Genomic DNA, 16,439 nt, shown 5'->3' with positions numbered 1-16,439 from the left:
GCAGGGGATCAGGCGCGCACTTCGCCCTGGCCCAGCACCACGTATTTCAAGGACGTCAGCCCTTCCAGGCCGACCGGACCGCGCGCATGGAATTTGTCCGTGCTGATGCCGATCTCGGCGCCCAAGCCGAACTCGAAGCCATCGGCGAAGCGCGTGGACGCGTTGATCATCACGCTGGCCGAATCCACCTCGCGGATGAAGCGCATGCCGTTGGGGTGGTTGGTGGTCAGGATCGCATCGGTGTGGTGCGAGCCGTAGTGGTTGATGTGCGCGATGGCCTCGTCCAGCGAATCGACCACCTTCACCGCGATCACGGGCGCCAGGTATTCCTCGGACCAGTCCTGTTCGGTGGCGTCGACCACCTTGGCGCCAGGCACGTCGGCCAGGATGGCCTTGGCACGGGCATCGGCGCGCATCTCCACGCCCTTGTCGGCGAAGACCTGGCCGATCAGCGGCAAAAAGGCCGTGGCCTGCTTGGCGTGCACCAGCAGCGATTCAGTGGCGTTGCAGGGGCTGTACTTTTGCGTCTTGGCGTTGTCGGTCACCTTGACGGCCAGGGCCAGGTCCACCTCGGCATCGACGTAGGTGTGGCAGTTGCCATCGAGGTGCTTGATGACCGGCACCTTGGCCTCCGCGCTGATGCGCTCGATCAGGCCCTTGCCCCCGCGCGGGATGATCACGTCCACGTACTGCGGCATGGTGATGAGCTGGCCCACGGCGGCGCGGTCGGTGGTTTGCACCAGCTGCACGCCGGTGGCAGGCAGGCCGGCTTCGACCAGCGCGGCTTGCACCAGCTTCCACAAGGCCAGGTTGGAGTGGATGGCCTCGGAGCCGCCGCGCAGCACGCAGGCGTTGCCGCTCTTGATCGCCAAAGACGCCGCTTCGATCGTCACATTGGGCCGGCTTTCGAAAATCATGCCGAACACGCCGATGGGCACGCGCATCTGGCCCACGGTGATGCCAGTGGGGCGCTGGCGCAGGTTGGTCATCTCGCCGACCGGGTCGGGCAGGGCGGCGACCTGTTCGCAACTTTGCGCCATGGTCTCGATGACCTTGTCGGTCAGGCGCAGGCGGTCGACCATCGGCTCGCTCAGGCCATTGGCCTGGGCCTTGGACACGTCCTGGACATTGTCCATTTTGAGGGGCGCGGCCTGTTCGCGGATCAGCCGGCCCAGCGCCAGCAAGGCGTTGTTGCGGGAGGCGGTGGAGGCCGCGGCCATCAGCGTGGCGGCCGCTCGGGCGGCCTGGCCCACGGCACTCATGTACTGGTCGACAGGCTGGTCGGCGGAGGGGGAAATGGTCTGCGCGGTGTTCATAGGGCAAGATTGTCGCAAACCCCGGCCATTCATGCACCACCAAGTCATCCAAATCCACCCCGAGGCGCCCCCCAAGCCGGCGGTGGGCGCGCCTTGCAATGGTTGTGGCGTGTGCTGCCTGGCGGAACCCTGCCCCGTCGGGATGCTGATCAGCCGCCGCCGGACGGGCGCCTGCGAGGCCTTGGTCTGGTCCGAAGGTGAGTTGCTGTACCGCTGTGGCCTGCTGGTGCAGCCGGAGCGATTCGCGGCCGGGCGCTGGCTGCGCTGGAACCCACTGAGGCGCCTGTGGCTGCGCTGGGCGCGCCGGGTGATCGCCGCCGGCCGGGGCTGCGACGCCGATTTCGTGGCGGATGGGCCCGAACTACCCCCTTAAGGGGGTTTTTTTGCCGGCTTGGAAGGAGAATCATCCTTCCTAAGATGAGACCGTCCCGCTGCACGAGGGCGGTCCGTGAGATTCAGGAGGCTCCCCATGCGCAAAAAATTGCTGCAAAACACGCTGTTCGCCGCCATGACCGCCTGGGCGGTGTACGGCTTGCAAGCCAATGCGGACGCGTCCGTGGCCGATGCGCGTTTCGCGTCCACCATGGTGGCGCTGCAGCGCTGACCCGCCAGTCGGCGTCAGCGCAGGCCGAACATCATCGTTCTGGCCAAGCGGTGCTTCAGCGGGCTCAGCGCCTGCATGGCGCCCAGCCCCAAGCCACGCGCCGTCGCCAGGATGGGCGCGGGCCACGTGAAACTGCGGGCCAAAAAGTCGGTGCCCGCGATCAGCGCCCAGCGGTCAGGCTGACGGCGGCGCTGGAACTGCCGCAGGGCGGCGGCCACATCCACCTTTCCTCCCACGCTGGCGGTCTTCAAGGCCGACAGCAGCTCGTGCACATCCCGCAAACCCAGGTTCAGTCCCTGGCCCGCCACCGGGTGCAGGGTCTGCGCCGCGTTGCCGATGCGCACCACGGCGCCGTCGTTCACCAAACTGCGGTGGGCGTTCAGGCCCAGGGGGAAAGCCTTCAAGGCCGAAAGCTGGTGGATGCGGCCCACGCGTTCATGGAAGATCGTGTTGAGCACGACCAGGCGTTGGGCGTCGGTCAGGTCGCGCACCGGGTCGTCGTCGCGCTGCACACACCACACCAGGGCGGCCCGGCGGCCCCGCGGCCCATTGGGCACGACCGAGCCATCGGGCAAGGGCAGCAGGGCGGCGGGACCGGACGGCGTGAAACGCTCGTAGGCCACGCCCGGCTCGCTGTCTTCGCTCAGCAGCACCTGGCCGACCCAGGCGGTCTGGGCGTAGTCCCGGCTCAGGCCCTGGGGCCATTGCAATGAGGGTTGGTCGGCGAACACGCCGCCTTCGGCCACCACGGCCAGGTCGAAGGATTCGGCGATCTCGGCATCGACCTCGACCCCACCGGGCACGGGCTTGAGGCCTTTCACCGGCGTGCCGAAACGCATCAGCAGGCGTTCAGGATCGCGGGCGATGGCTTGGGCCCACGCAGCCTGCAGGGGGGCGACCAGGGTGCCGTAACTGGCCACGGCGCCCAGTTGCGCCACGCCCTGTTCGGCGGCGCTGATCGTGACGGCCGGTTGGTCGCGGCCCGGCCACAGCACCGTGGGCTGCTGCTGGGACACGTGCACGGTGCGGATGGGCGCCACCTGCTGCCGGGACTGGATGGCGGTCCACACGCCCATGCGCTCCAGTTCCTGCACGCTGCCCAGCGACAGGGCCAGGGTGCGTGGGTCACCCGACACGTCCTTGTCGGCGGGGCGGGCGTCGAACACGGTGATGCGGGCCTGGGGCAGGGCCTGCGCGGCTTGAAGCGCCAGCGCCAGACCGGCCGGGCCGGCACCGATGACGGCCATCGACAGGCTTGGTCGGGCGGGGTGGTGGGTTGTCACAGCGGTGTCTTCAACGGTGTTCATCGTGCGCTCCTGAACGGGCATTGTCGCGCTGTTGGGCCCCAAGTGAAGGGGGTTCCTATAATCCCCGCAATACCGCATTCCAACCGTCTCCAGCGTGCCAGACATTTCTACCCCCACCGTGAACTACCGCAGCCTCATGGCCCCCGACATGGCCGAGGTGGATCAGGTCATCCACCGCAGGTTGTCTTCGAAGGTGGCGCTGGTCAACCAGATCTCCAACTACATCGTCAATGCCGGCGGCAAACGCATCCGGCCGATGCTGCTGTTGCTGATCGCGCGGGCTTTGGGCAACAACTCCTCGCAACGCCATGAGCTGGCCGCTGTGGTGGAGTTCATCCACACCGCCACGCTGCTGCACGACGACGTGGTCGACGAATCGAACCTGCGCCGTGGCCGCAAGACCGCGAACGCCATGTTTGGGAACGCCGCCAGCGTGCTGGTGGGCGATTTCCTGTACTCGCGCGCTTTCCAGATGATGGTCACGACCAACCGTTTGCGCGTGATGGAAGTGCTGGCCGACGCGACCAATGTGATCGCCGAGGGCGAGGTGCTGCAGTTGATGAACATGCACGACCCCGACATCTCGGTGGACGATTACCTGAAGGTGATCGAGTACAAGACAGCCAAGCTGTTCGAAGCCAGTGCCCGCCTGGGCGCGGTGATCGTGGACGCGTCGCCCGAAGTCGAGGAGGCCTGCGCTTCTTACGGGCGCACCCTGGGCACCGCTTTCCAGCTGATCGATGACCTGCTGGACTACGAAGGCAGCACGGCCGAACTCGGCAAGAACATTGGCGACGACCTGCGCGAAGGCAAGCCGACCTTGCCCCTGCTGGTGGCCATGCAGCGCGGCACCGAAGCGCAACGCACCCTGATCCGCGAGGCCATCATCAACGGCGAAGTGGAGCGCATGGCGCAGATCGTGGAAATCGTGAAAAGCACTGGCGCATTGCAGGCCACGCGCGAAGCGGCCGAGGAGCAGGCGCGCTTGGCGGAGGCTTGTCTGGCGGCCTTGCCCGCCTCGACCTACAGGGACGCTCTGCTACAATTATCGACCGATTCCGTGCACCGATCGTCCTGATCGGCGCTGCTTGGGAAAGCCAAATCGGGGTGTAGCTTAGTCTGGTAAAGCGCTACGTTCGGGACGTAGAGACCGGAGGTTCGAATCCTCTCACCCCGACCAGGATGCCCATCAATAGCCCCTCCCATCTGATCATGTTGGCAGCAAGTTGAGCAAGGTTGCTCATTGGGGAGGCGTGCGTTTCTAAGTCATGTGATCATCCGTGGGCCTCGCAAGGAGCCATTTGCAATCAGTAACCATGTGCTCGATTGACGAAAACCCATGGGGCCTCTAGTATATAAATTCAAAAAATCAGGAGGAATCATGAAACTATTTTCCATTGCCCGTCTCGCATTAACCGTGGTCGTGGCTTTTGTTCCTTTCGCCGCAAACGCTCAGTTTTCGGTGGTATCACAGGCAGGGCATGTAAATGCCGCAGGTCATGTGTCTGATATTCCAGCGGGCCAACTCGATTCTGCTTCTTTAGCGCAAAGCTCTTACGAGGTCATTTGTTATCCGCCACGGTGTGAACAAGAAAACCATTTTTATTTGCTTGAGGCACAATCAGAAATCAAGCCAGACATGTTGGGTGTATATGCCTCGGCTTATGCATCGGGTGATTCCCTGGACATTACAAATACTGCAGACATCTCCATCACCTTTGATGTTCAAAAGCAGATGGATATCTCGCTGAGGATTTTTCACTCTTCTTTTGGCTTGGCAAATGTCACTTCAACGTCCGCTTCGGCGTACTTTGGCCGTTTGCTTGACGATGGGTCATTTGAATCGATCGCCTTGCCAGAAGTGGGTGGTCAAGGCTATGAGCAGAAGCAAAGGCGAATGACGCTTCAGAGCGGTCGTTACCGCTTGTCCTCGCACATCGTTTTCAATCCTGCCAAATACATTGGCTTTGACCAGCCGTTGGGTAGTTTTGTCACTGAGTTGGGCGGGGTGCAAATCACGCAGGTTCCGGAGCCAGCTGCGCTCATGCTGGCGTGTGTCGGTTTGTTTGGCTTGTGCGTTCGCCGTCGATTTCGGATGCAGCTTCACTAGGCTTGGCAACACGCCTCGGCGGCGTGTTCTTGCCCGTGTCATGGGAAGCCGGGGCTCCCGCCTGTGGCGAGCGCTGGCCAAGCTGGGTTGACCGGGGTGCGCATGACCTTTTCAGGCCAACTTGCCCGACATGGCCAGGGTGAGCTCCTGCCGGCCCTGGTCCGCGCCGCTGCCTGGCACGGTGGCGCCGTCCAGGGTGGCCAGCGCAGGCAGGTGCCCAGCCAATTGTTCGGGCACGTCGCTTCCCAGGCCCAGGTAGACCCCGGGCGTCATGGCGATGTGCGCGGCGGCGAAGCTGCCGGCGCCCGCGCCCACGATGGCGCGGTTGGGCGCGCTTTCGTGGGCCAGCACCAGCATCGCCGGCACCACGGCCTCGGGCTTGAGCAGTTCGAGCATGGCAGGCGGGAACAGGCCTTCGGTCATGGCCGTCGCGGCGGTGGGCGCCAGGCAATTCACGCGGATGTCGTTCTTGGCGCCCTCGATGGACAAGGTCTGCATCAGGCCGACCAAAGCCATCTTGGCGGCACCGTAGTTGGCCTGGCCGAAGTTGCCGTACAAGCCAGACGATGAGGTGGTCATCACCACGCGCCCGTATTTTTGCGCCACCATCAGCGGCCACACGGCCTTGGTGCAATGCACGGCTCCCATGAGGTGGACCTCGATGACGAGTCGGAAATCGTCCATGTCCATCTTGGCGAAAGACTTGTCGCGCAGGATGCCGGCGTTGTTGACCAGGATGTCGACACGGCCCCAGGCGTCGCTCACCTGCTGAACCATGGCCTGCACCGCGGCGAAGTCGGTGACCGAGCAGCCATTCGCCATGGCCACACCGCCCGCGGCCTGGATCTCGTCGACCACTTTCTGGGCGGCGGTGGAATGCCCGGAACTGTCGCCCAGATCGTTGACCAATACCTTGGCCCCGCGGGCGGCCAGGGCCAAGGCGTGCTGGCGCCCCAATCCGCCGCCAGCGCCCGTCACGATGGCCACACGTCCGGTGAAATTCAGTTCCATGAGCTGGGTCTCTTTCAATGGTGGATTGCCGCGAGGGGGCAGGGCCACGACCTCGTCGCGCATCCTAGCGCAGTGCAATCAAACCACGATGGACCCCGCAGTGGGCCTGCCTTCTCAAGCCGCGCGCGATGATTCGGCTTGGTTGAACCCCGTGTGGGTGGCCTTGACGAAGGCGCTCTTGCCGCTCTTGAAGCGTTTCACGCAATGGGGGTTCTGCACGGTTTCCAGGAAGGCGGCCGAGAGGTGGTACTCCTTCGTGTCCAGGCCCTGTTCGGCCACGGCATTCCTGAACCCAGCCGCGCTGCCCATGGCGGTGAAGAAAACGTCATCGACGTAAGTGGTGGGCCAGGTGCTGAAAGGCTCCTTCAGGGACTTTTCGCAGTTGTTGGCGTCGGTCGCGTGGTAGTTGCGGCAAACAGAGGGGCGCACGGGGTAGATGGAGCAACTGTTGTCGACCAGGAAGGGGCAGGCCTCCCTCAAGGACAAGCGCGTTTCCTCGCTCACGCCCTTGCGTTTGGCCACATAGCTGGACACCCTCTGGATCGTGCTGCGCAGCGCGTCTGGCTTGAAGTGGCGGAACACGTGGGCGTGGATTTCGAACACCTCGACGGGCAGCGCCACGACGTCGAACTGCCGGCAGCAATGGCTGCAGCCTTTGTCGCAGGCCAGCGCTTGGGGCGAGGCGTGGATGGCGGCATCCATGCGCGCGTCATGCCGGGCATAAAACCGGATCACGGCTTCTCGGACGGTGTGGGTCTGGAGATCCTGCCGAGCCTGGGCGAACTCAGGGAGCGCATGTTCCAGCATCCGTTCGTCAGACATCACGACCTCCATCGCTTTCATGTGATGGGGCGTATTTTTATCCCTGTTTTTCGGAAAAAGCCTGGGCGGTTGTGGTTTCAAAAAGTGAAAAAGATCGCGAATGTTTAATGGCGCCAATGCCATGCACCGTTCAGGACATGATGACCTGAAGGCTGCGCTCGTAGAGGGTGGTCAGGCCTTCGAACACTTCCAGCAGCACCTCGCTGGCCCGGCTGATCGCCAGGCGGCTTTCGGCTTTGTCCAGGAAGCGCAGTCCGGCCAGCAGCCGCGCCCACTCATCGCGCGCGGCCTTGAGCGCTGCGCGGATGTCGGGGCTGGACAAGGGGGCCATCTCCAGTTCCGAAAGCGCGGTTTCGAACTCGGACTTCAGCTGGGCGAAGCTGTCGCGGCGGGCATGGTCGTCCAGCAGTTCGGCGAGCAAGGCGTCCTTGGCCAGGCGTTGGGCCAGCATGCGTTGGCGGCCGCACAGATTGACCACCTTGAGCGCGCGGCGGCCCGAGGCGGCTTCGAGCTCGTTGACCAGGGCCTCGGCCTGGGCCAGCAGGGCGGTGGCCTTGTCGTCCGCCTGGATGAGGATGCTGGCCGATTTGCGCTGGCTCAGCGTGGCCTGCAGCGCGGACCAGGCGGCGTGGGTCTGGGCCAAAGCGCTGGGCAAGGATTCGCCTTTGCTGCCCAACTGGGGCAGGGCCGCCAGGAAGTCGAGGTTGGCCTGAGCGCGCTGTTCGGACTCTTCCTGCAGCCGGCGGGCCCGGTGCGCGTCCACGCTGGCCAGCCGCTGAGCGGCCAGTTTCACCACGCGTTGCGACAGCATGCGCAACTGGCCTGCGCGGTTCAGTGCCTCGGCCCAGGCGGCAGCATCGATCACCGAGCGGGAGACATCGCCGATCTTCAGATTGGCGTGCATGGCCGCACCGCGCAGCAGCTTGAAGGCTTCGTCTTCGTCCAGACCTCGGGCTTGCGCGAGCAGGCCTTTGGCGCGGTCCAGGTACTTGCGGTCGCTGAGTTGGCTGCGGACTTGCCTCAGTTCGTGCGCTTGTGCCCGGCCATGCTGCCAGCGCAGCCGATCCAGCGCGAGTGCCGTGTTGAGGTCGGTCGACGACAGCCCGGTCTGGGGCCACCAACCCGTGAGTCCGAGGGCGAGCAAGGCGACGAGGTCGTCGGGTGAGGGCGGGGGCGACAAGCAAGTGACCGCGCAAGGCGGCGCGCCATCCCAGGCCTTCAATGCATCGATCAGGACCGAGCTGGGCGCGCCCAGCACCACGACCTGATTCGGTGCGCAGGCCTCGAATTGATGCACCAGATTGCAGCAGTCGCCCCCGTGGACGACTGTCAACGCGGGGTCGGGCGAACCGTCGTGGAGCATGGCTTCCAAGGCCGCAGCGCTGTCGCCAGGCACGGACATCAGCAGCAAAGTGAGGGAGGCAAGGGGCTTGTTCACTGTGAAAACCGCACGGTTCGAAGACCGTGGAAAGGGTGGTGTGGAGGGCTCATGGCAAGTTGGCGCGCATATTGCATTGTTCCAGGTGCGGCGCAACGAAGCACCGCGATCAAGCTTGGGCCCGCCACGGTGCCAAGGCCTCCCGACCCGCACCAGTTCTGGTTCCGCGGGCTTTTTCATTTTCTCTGCCTTTTTTCAGATGCGCGGCCAGCACTTCTGAAGGGGCACTTGTTCGCCTACTTTTCACCGCGCCATTGTCATGTCCAATTTCAGAACATTTCTCCGAAGCGGCCACAGCCCGACCTTGTTCGCGTCTTTCCTGTACTTCGCGTTCTCGTGCTGCATCTGGGTGCTCAACGGCGCCATGGCGCCTTTCATCAGCGAGACGTTCAACCTGACGCCCGCGCAGAAGGGCTTGATGCTGTCGATTCCCATCATCGCAGGCGCGGTGATGCGCTTCCCGCTGGGCCTGCTGTCGCAGTACATCGGCCGCAAGAAGGCCACGCTGGTGGAGATGGGCATGATCGCGCTGGCCATGCTGTACGGCGTGTTCATGGTCCACGAGTTCAACGACCTGCTGAAGATGGGCGTGCTGCTGGGCATCGCCGGTGCCAGCTTCGGCGTGGCCTTGTCCTTGGGCTCGGGCTGGTTCCCGCCGCAGCACAAGGGCCTGGCCATGGGCCTGGTGGGCGCGGGCAATGTGGGCACGGCGGTGTCGGTGCTGGTGGCGCCGCCTTTGGCGCAATGGCTGGGCTGGCAAGCGGTGTATGGGGTGGCCGCGGTCGCCATCATGGTGCCCATGCTGGTGATGGTGGTCTTCGCCAAGGAGCCGCCGGACGTGGACAAGCACGCTGGTTTCCGCGAGCACATCGCCTGCCTGTTCGAGAAAGACGGCTGGGTCTTCAGCCTGATCTATGGCGTGACCTTTGGCGGCTTCATCGGCCTGACCACCTTCCTGCCCACCTATTACTACGACCAGTTCGGCGTGAGCAAGGTGCAGGCTGGGCAACTGACGATGCTGGCCGCTTTCATGGGCGCCTTCGTGCGCATCCTCGGCGGTTGGATCTCCGACCACTGGGGCGGTTTGAACACGCTGACCATCGTGCTGGCCGTGGTGGCGGTGTCGCTGACGCTGGTGGGGTTGTCGTCCGCATCGTTGGTCTTGACGACGGTGCTGTTGATCGTCTGTTTCGCGGCCTTGGGTGCTGGCAATGGCGCACTGTTCCAACTGGTGCCGCTGCGCTGGCCTTTGAGCACGGCCGTGGCCGGCTCGATGATCGGCGAGATCGGTGCGCTGGGCGGTGGCCTGGTGCCGAACGCGATGGGCTTGTCCAAGCAATACCTGGGCACTTACCTGTGGGGCTTCGTGCTGTTCGCCGCCCTGGGACTGGTGATGCTGGTGGTGATGCGCATCATGCAGGTCCGCTGGACGCGCACCTGGGCCGAGAAGGGCGGTCGTGCGCGTGTTCACCACACGGCCCCCGTGCCCAAGGCCCCCGCCGGTTTGCGCGGCGCTGACTGAGCAACGACCTCGATTTCCAAGGACTGCGGCCATGAAGAAAATGAAGCTGGTGATGGTGGGCAACGGCATGGCCGGGGTGCGCACGCTGGAAGAGTTGATCAAGGTGGCGCCCGATCTCTACGAGATCACGGTGTTCGGGGCCGAGCCGCATCCCAACTACAACCGCATCCTGCTGTCACCCGTGCTGGCGGGTGAGCAGACGGTCGACGAGATCATCCTCAACCCGCTGGCCTGGTATGCCGAGCACGGCATCCAGCTGCACCTGAACAAGCGGGTGGTGGGCATTGACCGGACGAAGCGCATCGTCACGGCCGAGGATGGCACCGAGGCCGAGTACGACCGCCTCCTGATCTCCACCGGCTCCACGCCGTTCATCCTGCCGGTTCCGGGCAAGGAGCTGGAGGGTGTGATCTCGTACCGCGACATCTCCGACACGAACACGATGATCGAGACGGCCACCACCCACCGGCACGCGGTGGTGATCGGTGGCGGCCTGCTGGGCCTGGAAGCGGCCAATGGCTTGATGCTGCGTGGCATGCAGGTCACCGTGGTGCACATCGCGCCCTGGTTGATGGAGCGCCAACTGGACGAGGTGGCCGCCAAGCTGCTGCAGAAGTCGCTGGAAGAGCGGGGCCTGCAGTTTCGCATTGGCGCGCAGACCCAGGAGCTGGTGGGCAATGCCGAGGGAAGGGTGCAGTCGGTCCGGTTCAAGGATGGCACCGAGGTGCCTGCCGACCTGGTGGTGATGGCGGCCGGCATCCGACCCAACACCGGCCTCGCCGAGAAGATCGGCTTGCACTGCCACCGGGGCATCGTGGTCACCGACACCATGCAGACCGTGACCGACCCGCGCGTGTACGCGGTGGGCGAATGCGCGGCCCACCGGGGCATCGCCTATGGCCTCGTGGCCCCCTTGTTCGAACAAGGCAAGGTGTGCGCCAACCACCTGGCCATGCACGGCATCGGGCGCTACGTCGGCTCGCAAACCTCGACCAAGCTCAAGGTCACCGGCATCGACCTGTTCTCGGCTGGCGACTTCATGGGCGGCGATGGCACAGAAGAGATCCTGCTGACCGACCCTTTTGGCGGCGTCTACAAGAAGCTGGTGTTGAAGGACGACAAGCTGGTGGGTGCCTGCTTGTATGGCGACACAGTGGATGGCAGCTACTACTTCAAGCTGATCCGTGAAGGCAGTTGCGTCAATTCGGTGCGGGACAGGCTGATGTTCGGCGAAGCCAGCCCCGCCGCCGCCTGATCGTCATGGCGATTCAATTTGGCCGCGGAGGCCGCACCGATCACTGAGCAGGGTGCAGGGCCGTCCACCAATCCAGCACGCCTTGGCCCGCGGCCTTGCCGGTGGCCATGGTGGCGGTGAGCAGGTAGCCGCCGGTGGGGGCTTCCCAGTCCAGCATCTCGCCCGCGCAGAACACGCCGGGGATGGTCGACAGCATCTGTTGCGCCGTCAATCCCTCGAACCGGACACCCCCAGCCGTGCTGATGGCTTCGTCGATCGGGCGGGCGGCGGACAGTGTGAGGGGCAAGGCCTTGATCAGTTGCGCCAGTTGAACCGGATCGGTCAGCTGGGCGGGGCTGAGCAACTCGTGCAGCAAGGCCATCTTCACGCCCTGGATGCCCAGGCAGCTTTTCAGGTGCGTGGACAGGCTGCGGGTGCCACGTGGGCGCTTGGTCTCGGTCAAGACCTGCTCGGACGTGTGCGAGGGCAGCAAGTCGAGGTGGATGGTCGCCTGTCCTTGCGCCTCGATGGCGTCGCGGATGCGAGCCGAAAAGGCATAGACCAAGCTGCCTTCGATGCCCGTGAAGGTGAGCACGAACTCGCCCTGCTGGCGGTGGACCTGGCCCTGCGCATCGGTGAATTGCATGACCACGGGCTTGATCGGGGCACCGGCGAAACGGTTGCGCAGGTGCTCGCTCCAGCCGCTGCGGTCCGGGGCCGTGGGCGCCACGTCGAAGCCGCAATTGGACGGCTTGAGGGGGGCGATGTCGGCGCCACGGGCTTGCAGCCAAGGCACCCAGGCGCCGTCGGATCCCAGGCGCGCCCAACTGGCGCCGCCAAGGGCCAGCACGGTGGCGTCGGCCTGGGCGGTGATGTCGCCTTGGGGTGAGGTGAAGGTCAGGGCGCCATCGGCCGTCCAGCCTTGCCAACGGTGGCGCATGTGGAAGCGCACGCCGGCTTCGCGCAGGCGGTGCAGCCAGGCGCGCAGCAGGGGGGCGGCTTTCAAGTCCTTGGGGAAGACGCGGTTGGACGTGCCCACGAAGGTCTCGATGCCCAAGCCCTGGGCCCAGTCGCGCAGGGCTTGCGGCCTGAGGGCCTCGATGAGGGGCGTGAGGGCTTCGCTGCGCTCGGCGTAGCGGCCAAGGAACTTGTCGAGCGCTTCGGCGTGCGTGAGGTTGAGTCCTCCCTTGCCGGCCAGCAGGAACTTGCGGCCCACCGAAGGCATGGCGTCGTACACGTCGACCCGCGCACCACCCGCTGCCAGGGTTTCAGCGGCCATCAGTCCGGCTGGGCCACCGCCGATGACGATGACATGCGGGGCGGCGGCAGGGAAGGGGGAGGACGTGGACATGGCGGGCAGCGCGGGGCGGGTGCCCCTGGAAAACGGAAAACAGCCGCCGAGTGTCGCACGCTTGGGCGTTTTGAACCGTTCAACCCTCTCCGCCCAGCACCACGACATCCTGGCCGGCCGTGACGCCACTGCCTTCCTTGCAGCGCACCTGCAGCACCGTGCCATCACAGGGTGCCAGCACCGGGAATTCCATCTTCATGGATTCGACCACGGCCAGGGTCTGGCCTTCAATCACCTTGGCGCCTTCGGCGACCAGCACCTTCCAGACGCTGCCGGGCACCGGGCTGGCCACCGCACGGGCGCCAGGCGGCAGGGCTTGCTCGTCCACGGGCGTGTTGACGTCGAGTTCGCTCAAGCTGCCGTCCTGGCCGCTGGCTTTCCAGCGCTCGCGCTCGGCATCGAAGGCGGCTTGCTGATGCGATTTGAAGGCGGTGATGCTGGGCGCTTCATCGGCCAGAAAGCGCTGGTAGTCGGCCAGGCTGAACTGGCCATGCTCGACCTTGAGTTTGAATCGGCCCGCGGGAAAGTCGCGGCGCAGTTGCAGCAGTTCGTCTTCACCGACCGGGTAAAAGCGGATCTGGTCGAAGAAGCGCAGCAGCCAGGGCTTGCCGGCTTCGAAATCGCTGGCGCCGCTGCGCTCGTCGCGCCAGCGGTTCCACATCTGCACGGTGCGGCCGACGAACTGGTAGCCGCCCGGGCCTTCCATGCCGTAGACGCACATGTAGGCGCCGCCGATGCCCACGGCGTTCTCGGGCGTCCAGGTGCGGGCAGGGTTGTACTTCGTGGTGACGAGGCGGTGGCGTGGGTCCAATGGCGTGGCGACAGGTGCGCCCAGGTAGACATCACCCAGGCCCATGACGAGGTAGCTCGCGTCGAAGACGACGCGCTTCACATCCTCGATGCTGTCCAGGCCGTTGATGCGCCGGATGAACTCGATGTTGCTGGGGCACCAGGGCGCGTCGGCGCGCACCGATTGCATGTACTTCTGGATGGCCAGTTGGGTGGCGCTGTCATCCCACGACAGGGGCAGCCAGACGGTGCGCGTCGGCACGACGATGTCGTTCGTGCTGCCGAGCTGTTCGTCGGCCTGCTTCAGGGCGCTGAGCAGTTCGGCGCGCGGCAGCACGCACGGGTCGAAGTGGATCTGCAGTGAGCGGATACCGGGGGTCATGTCGATGATGCCGGGCAGCTCGCGGGCATCGCGGCGGGCCTGCAGCCAGGCCATCAGCGCGTGCACGCGGAAGCGCAGGGTCAAGTCCAGCACCAGGGGGCCGAGTTCGATGAGCAAGTAGCGGTCGCCGGCTTGACGGATGCACAGGGCGGGCTCTTCGCCTTGGGGTGTGGGGCGGGCGGCGCGTTGGTGGACGATGGGCGACAGGGTGCTGGCGACCTGGTCGGCGGGGACGCCTGTGGGCAGCACGGGCAAGGGGCCAAGGCCGGCCAGCCAAGCTTCTTGGGCGTTCAGCAAGGCCTGGGCCTGATCGGCAGTGATGGCCTTGAAGCGGATGGTGTCGCCGGGTTTGAGTTGCCCCAGCTTCCAGCGCTCGGCGGCCACGACCACGGCCGGGCACACGAAGCCGCCCAGGCTGGGGCCATCGGGGCCGAGGATGACGGGCATGTCGCCGGTGAAGTCGATGGCGCCGATGGCGTAGGCGTTGTCGTGGATGTTGGAGGGGTGCAGGCCGGCCTCGCCGCCATCGGTGCGCGCCCATTGCGGCTTGGGCCCGATGAGGCGCACGCCGGTGCGGCTGGAGTTGTAGTGCACCTGCCAGTCGGTCGAGAAGAAGGTGGCGATGTCGTCGGGCGTGAAGAAGTCGGGCGCGCCGTGGGGGCCGTAGAGCACGCCGATGTGCCATTGCTGGGTGAGGTCGGGCGCTTGGCCTTGCAGCGGCTTGTCCTCGGTCTTGCCACTCGTGGGCCAGACGTGCAACAGGTCGCCTGTGCGCAGGGTGCGGCCGGCGTGGCCGCCGAACTGGCCCAGGGTGAAGGTGCTGCGGCTGCCCAGGTAGCGCGGCACGTCCAGTCCGCCTTGCACGGCCAGGTAGCTGCGCGTCCCGGGTTGCCCTGGCGGCACGGCGCCCAGTTTGAGCGTCTGGCCGGCCTTGACGGCCACGGCTTGGTTCAAGGGCAGGGCGATGCCATCGAGCGTGGCGGCCATGGGCGCGCCGCTGAGGGCGATCACCAGGTCGTCATGGAAGCGCAGCGTGGGGCCGGACAGCGTGCATTCCAGCGCTGCCGCGCTGTCGTCGTTGCCGACCAGCTGATTGGCCAGGCGCAGGTGCAGGTCGTCCATGGGGCCGGACGGCGGCACACCCACGTCCCAGTGGCCCTGGCGGCCGGGCCAGTCCTGCACGGTGGTCTGCACGCCGGGTTCCAGCACTTCAAACGCATGTGGATGCCAGGCCAGTTGCGACAAGGTCTTGGTGATCACCTGGCCTTCCGCAAAAACACTGGAGGCCGTGACGGCGCGCAGGTAGCGAAGATTGGTCTCGATGCCGGCCAGGCGCGTGCCGGCCAGGGCCTGCTGCAGTTTGGCCACGGCCTGCTCGCGCGTGTCGGCGGTGACGATGAGCTTGCCGATCATCGGGTCGTAGTGTGGCGGCACGTCGGTGCCGGTGTCGACCCAGGTGTCCACGCGCGCATCAGTGGGGAAGACGACTTCGGTGAGCACACCTGCACTCGGCTGGAAGTTGCGCGAGGGGTCTTCGGCGTAAAGGCGCACCTGGATCGAGGCGCCTTTGGGTTCGGGCGCTTGCAAGCTGAGTTGATCCCCGCGGGCCAGGCCGACCATCCATTCGACCAGGTCGACGCCCGTGACTTGCTCGGTCACGCCATGCTCGACTTGCAAGCGCGTGTTGACTTCGAGGAAGTAGAAGGCGCCGGTGTCGGCGTCGAGCACATATTCAACGGTGCCGGCGGAGCGGTAATTGACGGCTTGACCGAGTCGCACGGCGGCTTTCAACAGCGCATCCCGTGTCTCGGGTTTCAAGTGCGGGGCTGGGGTCTCTTCGATGACTTTCTGGTTGCGGCGCTGGGCCGAGCAATCGCGCTCGCCCAGGGCGACGACGTGACCGCGTCCATCGCCGAACAGCTGCACTTCGATGTGGCGCGCGTGCTCAACGAACTTCTCGAGGAACAAGCCTGCGTCCTTGAAGTTGCTGCGGGCCAGGCGTTCGACGGCCTCGTAGGCGGCGTCGAGTTCGGCGGCGTTGCGCACCAGGCGCATGCCGATGCCGCCGCCGCCGGCCGTGCTCTTCAACATCACGGGGTAGCCGATGCGTTCGGCTTGCGCTCTGGCATCGGCGGCGTCGCTCAGCAAATCACTGCCGGGCAGCAAGGGCACATCGTGCTGCTGTGCCAGTTCGCGCGCCGTGTGCTTCAGGCCAAAGGCGCGCATCTGCCCGCCCGTGGGGCCGATGAAGGCGATGCCGGCTTGCTCGCAGGCGTCGGCAAAGCCGGGGTTCTCCGACAGGAAGCCATAGCCGGGGTGGATGGCGCCAGCGCCGGTTTCGCGCGCAGCAGCGAGGATGCGGTCCACATCCAGGTAGCTCTGCGCAGCGGGCGCGGGGCCGATGCACACGCTGGCATCGGCCATGGCCACGTGCTTGGCATCGGCGTCGGCCTCGGAGTAGACGGCCACGCTGCGCAAGCCCATTTTGCGCAAGGTGCGGATGATGCGGCAGGCGATGGCGCCGCGGTTGGCGATCAGGACGGTGTCGAACAT

General features: G+C 65.4%; 12 protein-coding genes, 1 tRNA gene and 1 pseudogene. 7 read left to right on the top strand and 7 right to left on the bottom strand.

All coding sequences use genetic code 11. From position 1 onward, the window contains the following. Nucleotides 1-8: 8 nt before the first annotated feature. Complete coding sequence (locus ACREB4_RS03510) at nt 9-1,316, bottom strand: glutamate-5-semialdehyde dehydrogenase (protein WP_431586802.1); 1,308 nt, start codon at nt 1,314-1,316, stop codon at nt 9-11. A gap of 31 nt (nt 1,317-1,347) precedes the next feature. Here ACREB4_RS03510 and ACREB4_RS03505 point away from each other — a divergent pair, with 31 nt between their 5' ends. Further along, a complete protein-coding gene (locus ACREB4_RS03505) occupies nt 1,348-1,689 on the top strand; it encodes a hypothetical protein (protein WP_431586801.1) in 342 nt (113 codons plus the stop codon). A 96-nt stretch (nt 1,690-1,785) separates the two neighbouring features. Beyond that, nucleotides 1,786-1,920: a hypothetical protein gene (locus ACREB4_RS03500; RefSeq protein ID WP_431586800.1), complete on the top strand. Its 135-nt coding sequence runs from the start codon at nt 1,786-1,788 to the stop codon at nt 1,918-1,920. A 14-nt stretch (nt 1,921-1,934) separates the two neighbouring features. Here ACREB4_RS03500 and ACREB4_RS03495 read toward each other — a convergent pair whose 3' ends face one another. Next, complete coding sequence (locus ACREB4_RS03495) at nt 1,935-3,227, bottom strand: FAD-dependent monooxygenase (RefSeq protein WP_431586799.1); 1,293 nt, start codon at nt 3,225-3,227, stop codon at nt 1,935-1,937. A gap of 136 nt (nt 3,228-3,363) precedes the next feature. Between ACREB4_RS03495 and ispB the strand changes: the two genes are divergently transcribed. The 3 genes from ispB (at nt 3,364) to ACREB4_RS03480 (ending at nt 5,337) form a co-directional block, all read left to right on the top strand. Beyond that, nucleotides 3,364-4,305 (top strand): octaprenyl diphosphate synthase, encoded by a 942-nt coding sequence (ispB, locus tag ACREB4_RS03490; RefSeq protein WP_431586838.1) that lies wholly within the window; start codon nt 3,364-3,366, stop codon nt 4,303-4,305. Between the two features lie 25 nt (nt 4,306-4,330). Beyond that, nucleotides 4,331-4,407, top strand: a tRNA-Pro gene (locus tag ACREB4_RS03485). A gap of 201 nt (nt 4,408-4,608) precedes the next feature. Next, nucleotides 4,609-5,337, top strand: a complete 729-nt coding sequence (locus ACREB4_RS03480; RefSeq protein ID WP_431586798.1) for a PEP-CTERM sorting domain-containing protein — start codon at nt 4,609-4,611, stop codon at nt 5,335-5,337. A 111-nt stretch (nt 5,338-5,448) separates the two neighbouring features. Here the strand turns inward: ACREB4_RS03480 and ACREB4_RS03475 are convergent, their stop codons facing one another. The 3 genes from ACREB4_RS03475 to ACREB4_RS03465 form a co-directional block, all read right to left on the bottom strand. Beyond that, entirely contained in the window at nt 5,449-6,348 is a 900-nt protein-coding gene (locus tag ACREB4_RS03475; protein ID WP_431586797.1) for an SDR family NAD(P)-dependent oxidoreductase, read from the bottom strand. 114 nt (nt 6,349-6,462) lie between these two features. Further along, a complete protein-coding gene (locus ACREB4_RS03470) occupies nt 6,463-7,170 on the bottom strand; it encodes a YkgJ family cysteine cluster protein (RefSeq protein WP_431586796.1) in 708 nt (235 codons plus the stop codon). Between the two features lie 130 nt (nt 7,171-7,300). Beyond that, nucleotides 7,301-8,608 (bottom strand): ANTAR domain-containing protein, encoded by a 1,308-nt coding sequence (locus ACREB4_RS03465; RefSeq protein WP_431586795.1) that lies wholly within the window; start codon nt 8,606-8,608, stop codon nt 7,301-7,303. Nucleotides 8,609-8,867: 259 nt separating this feature from the next. Between ACREB4_RS03465 and ACREB4_RS03460 the strand changes: the two genes are divergently transcribed. Together ACREB4_RS03460 and ACREB4_RS03455 are read left to right on the top strand one after the other, a co-directional pair. Further along, nucleotides 8,868-10,130, top strand: a complete 1,263-nt coding sequence (locus ACREB4_RS03460; RefSeq protein ID WP_431586794.1) for an MFS transporter — start codon at nt 8,868-8,870, stop codon at nt 10,128-10,130. A 31-nt stretch (nt 10,131-10,161) separates the two neighbouring features. Continuing rightward, nucleotides 10,162-11,370: pseudogene (locus tag ACREB4_RS03455) on the top strand (NAD(P)/FAD-dependent oxidoreductase); the annotation flags it as partial. 55 nt (nt 11,371-11,425) lie between these two features. On the opposite strand, the gene ACREB4_RS03450 reads toward ACREB4_RS03455, so the two are convergent. Then, nucleotides 11,426-12,715, bottom strand: a complete 1,290-nt coding sequence (locus ACREB4_RS03450; protein WP_431586793.1) for a TIGR03862 family flavoprotein — start codon at nt 12,713-12,715, stop codon at nt 11,426-11,428. A 79-nt stretch (nt 12,716-12,794) separates the two neighbouring features. Continuing rightward, entirely contained in the window at nt 12,795-16,439 is a 3,645-nt protein-coding gene (gene uca, locus ACREB4_RS03445) for an urea carboxylase (protein ID WP_431586792.1), read from the bottom strand.

Origin of the sequence: Aquabacterium sp., from assembly GCF_050725395.1 — a bacterium.
Lineage (GTDB): Bacteria > Pseudomonadota > Gammaproteobacteria > Burkholderiales > Burkholderiaceae_C > Aquabacterium.
This window is presented reverse-complemented; position numbering and strand designations above follow the sequence as displayed.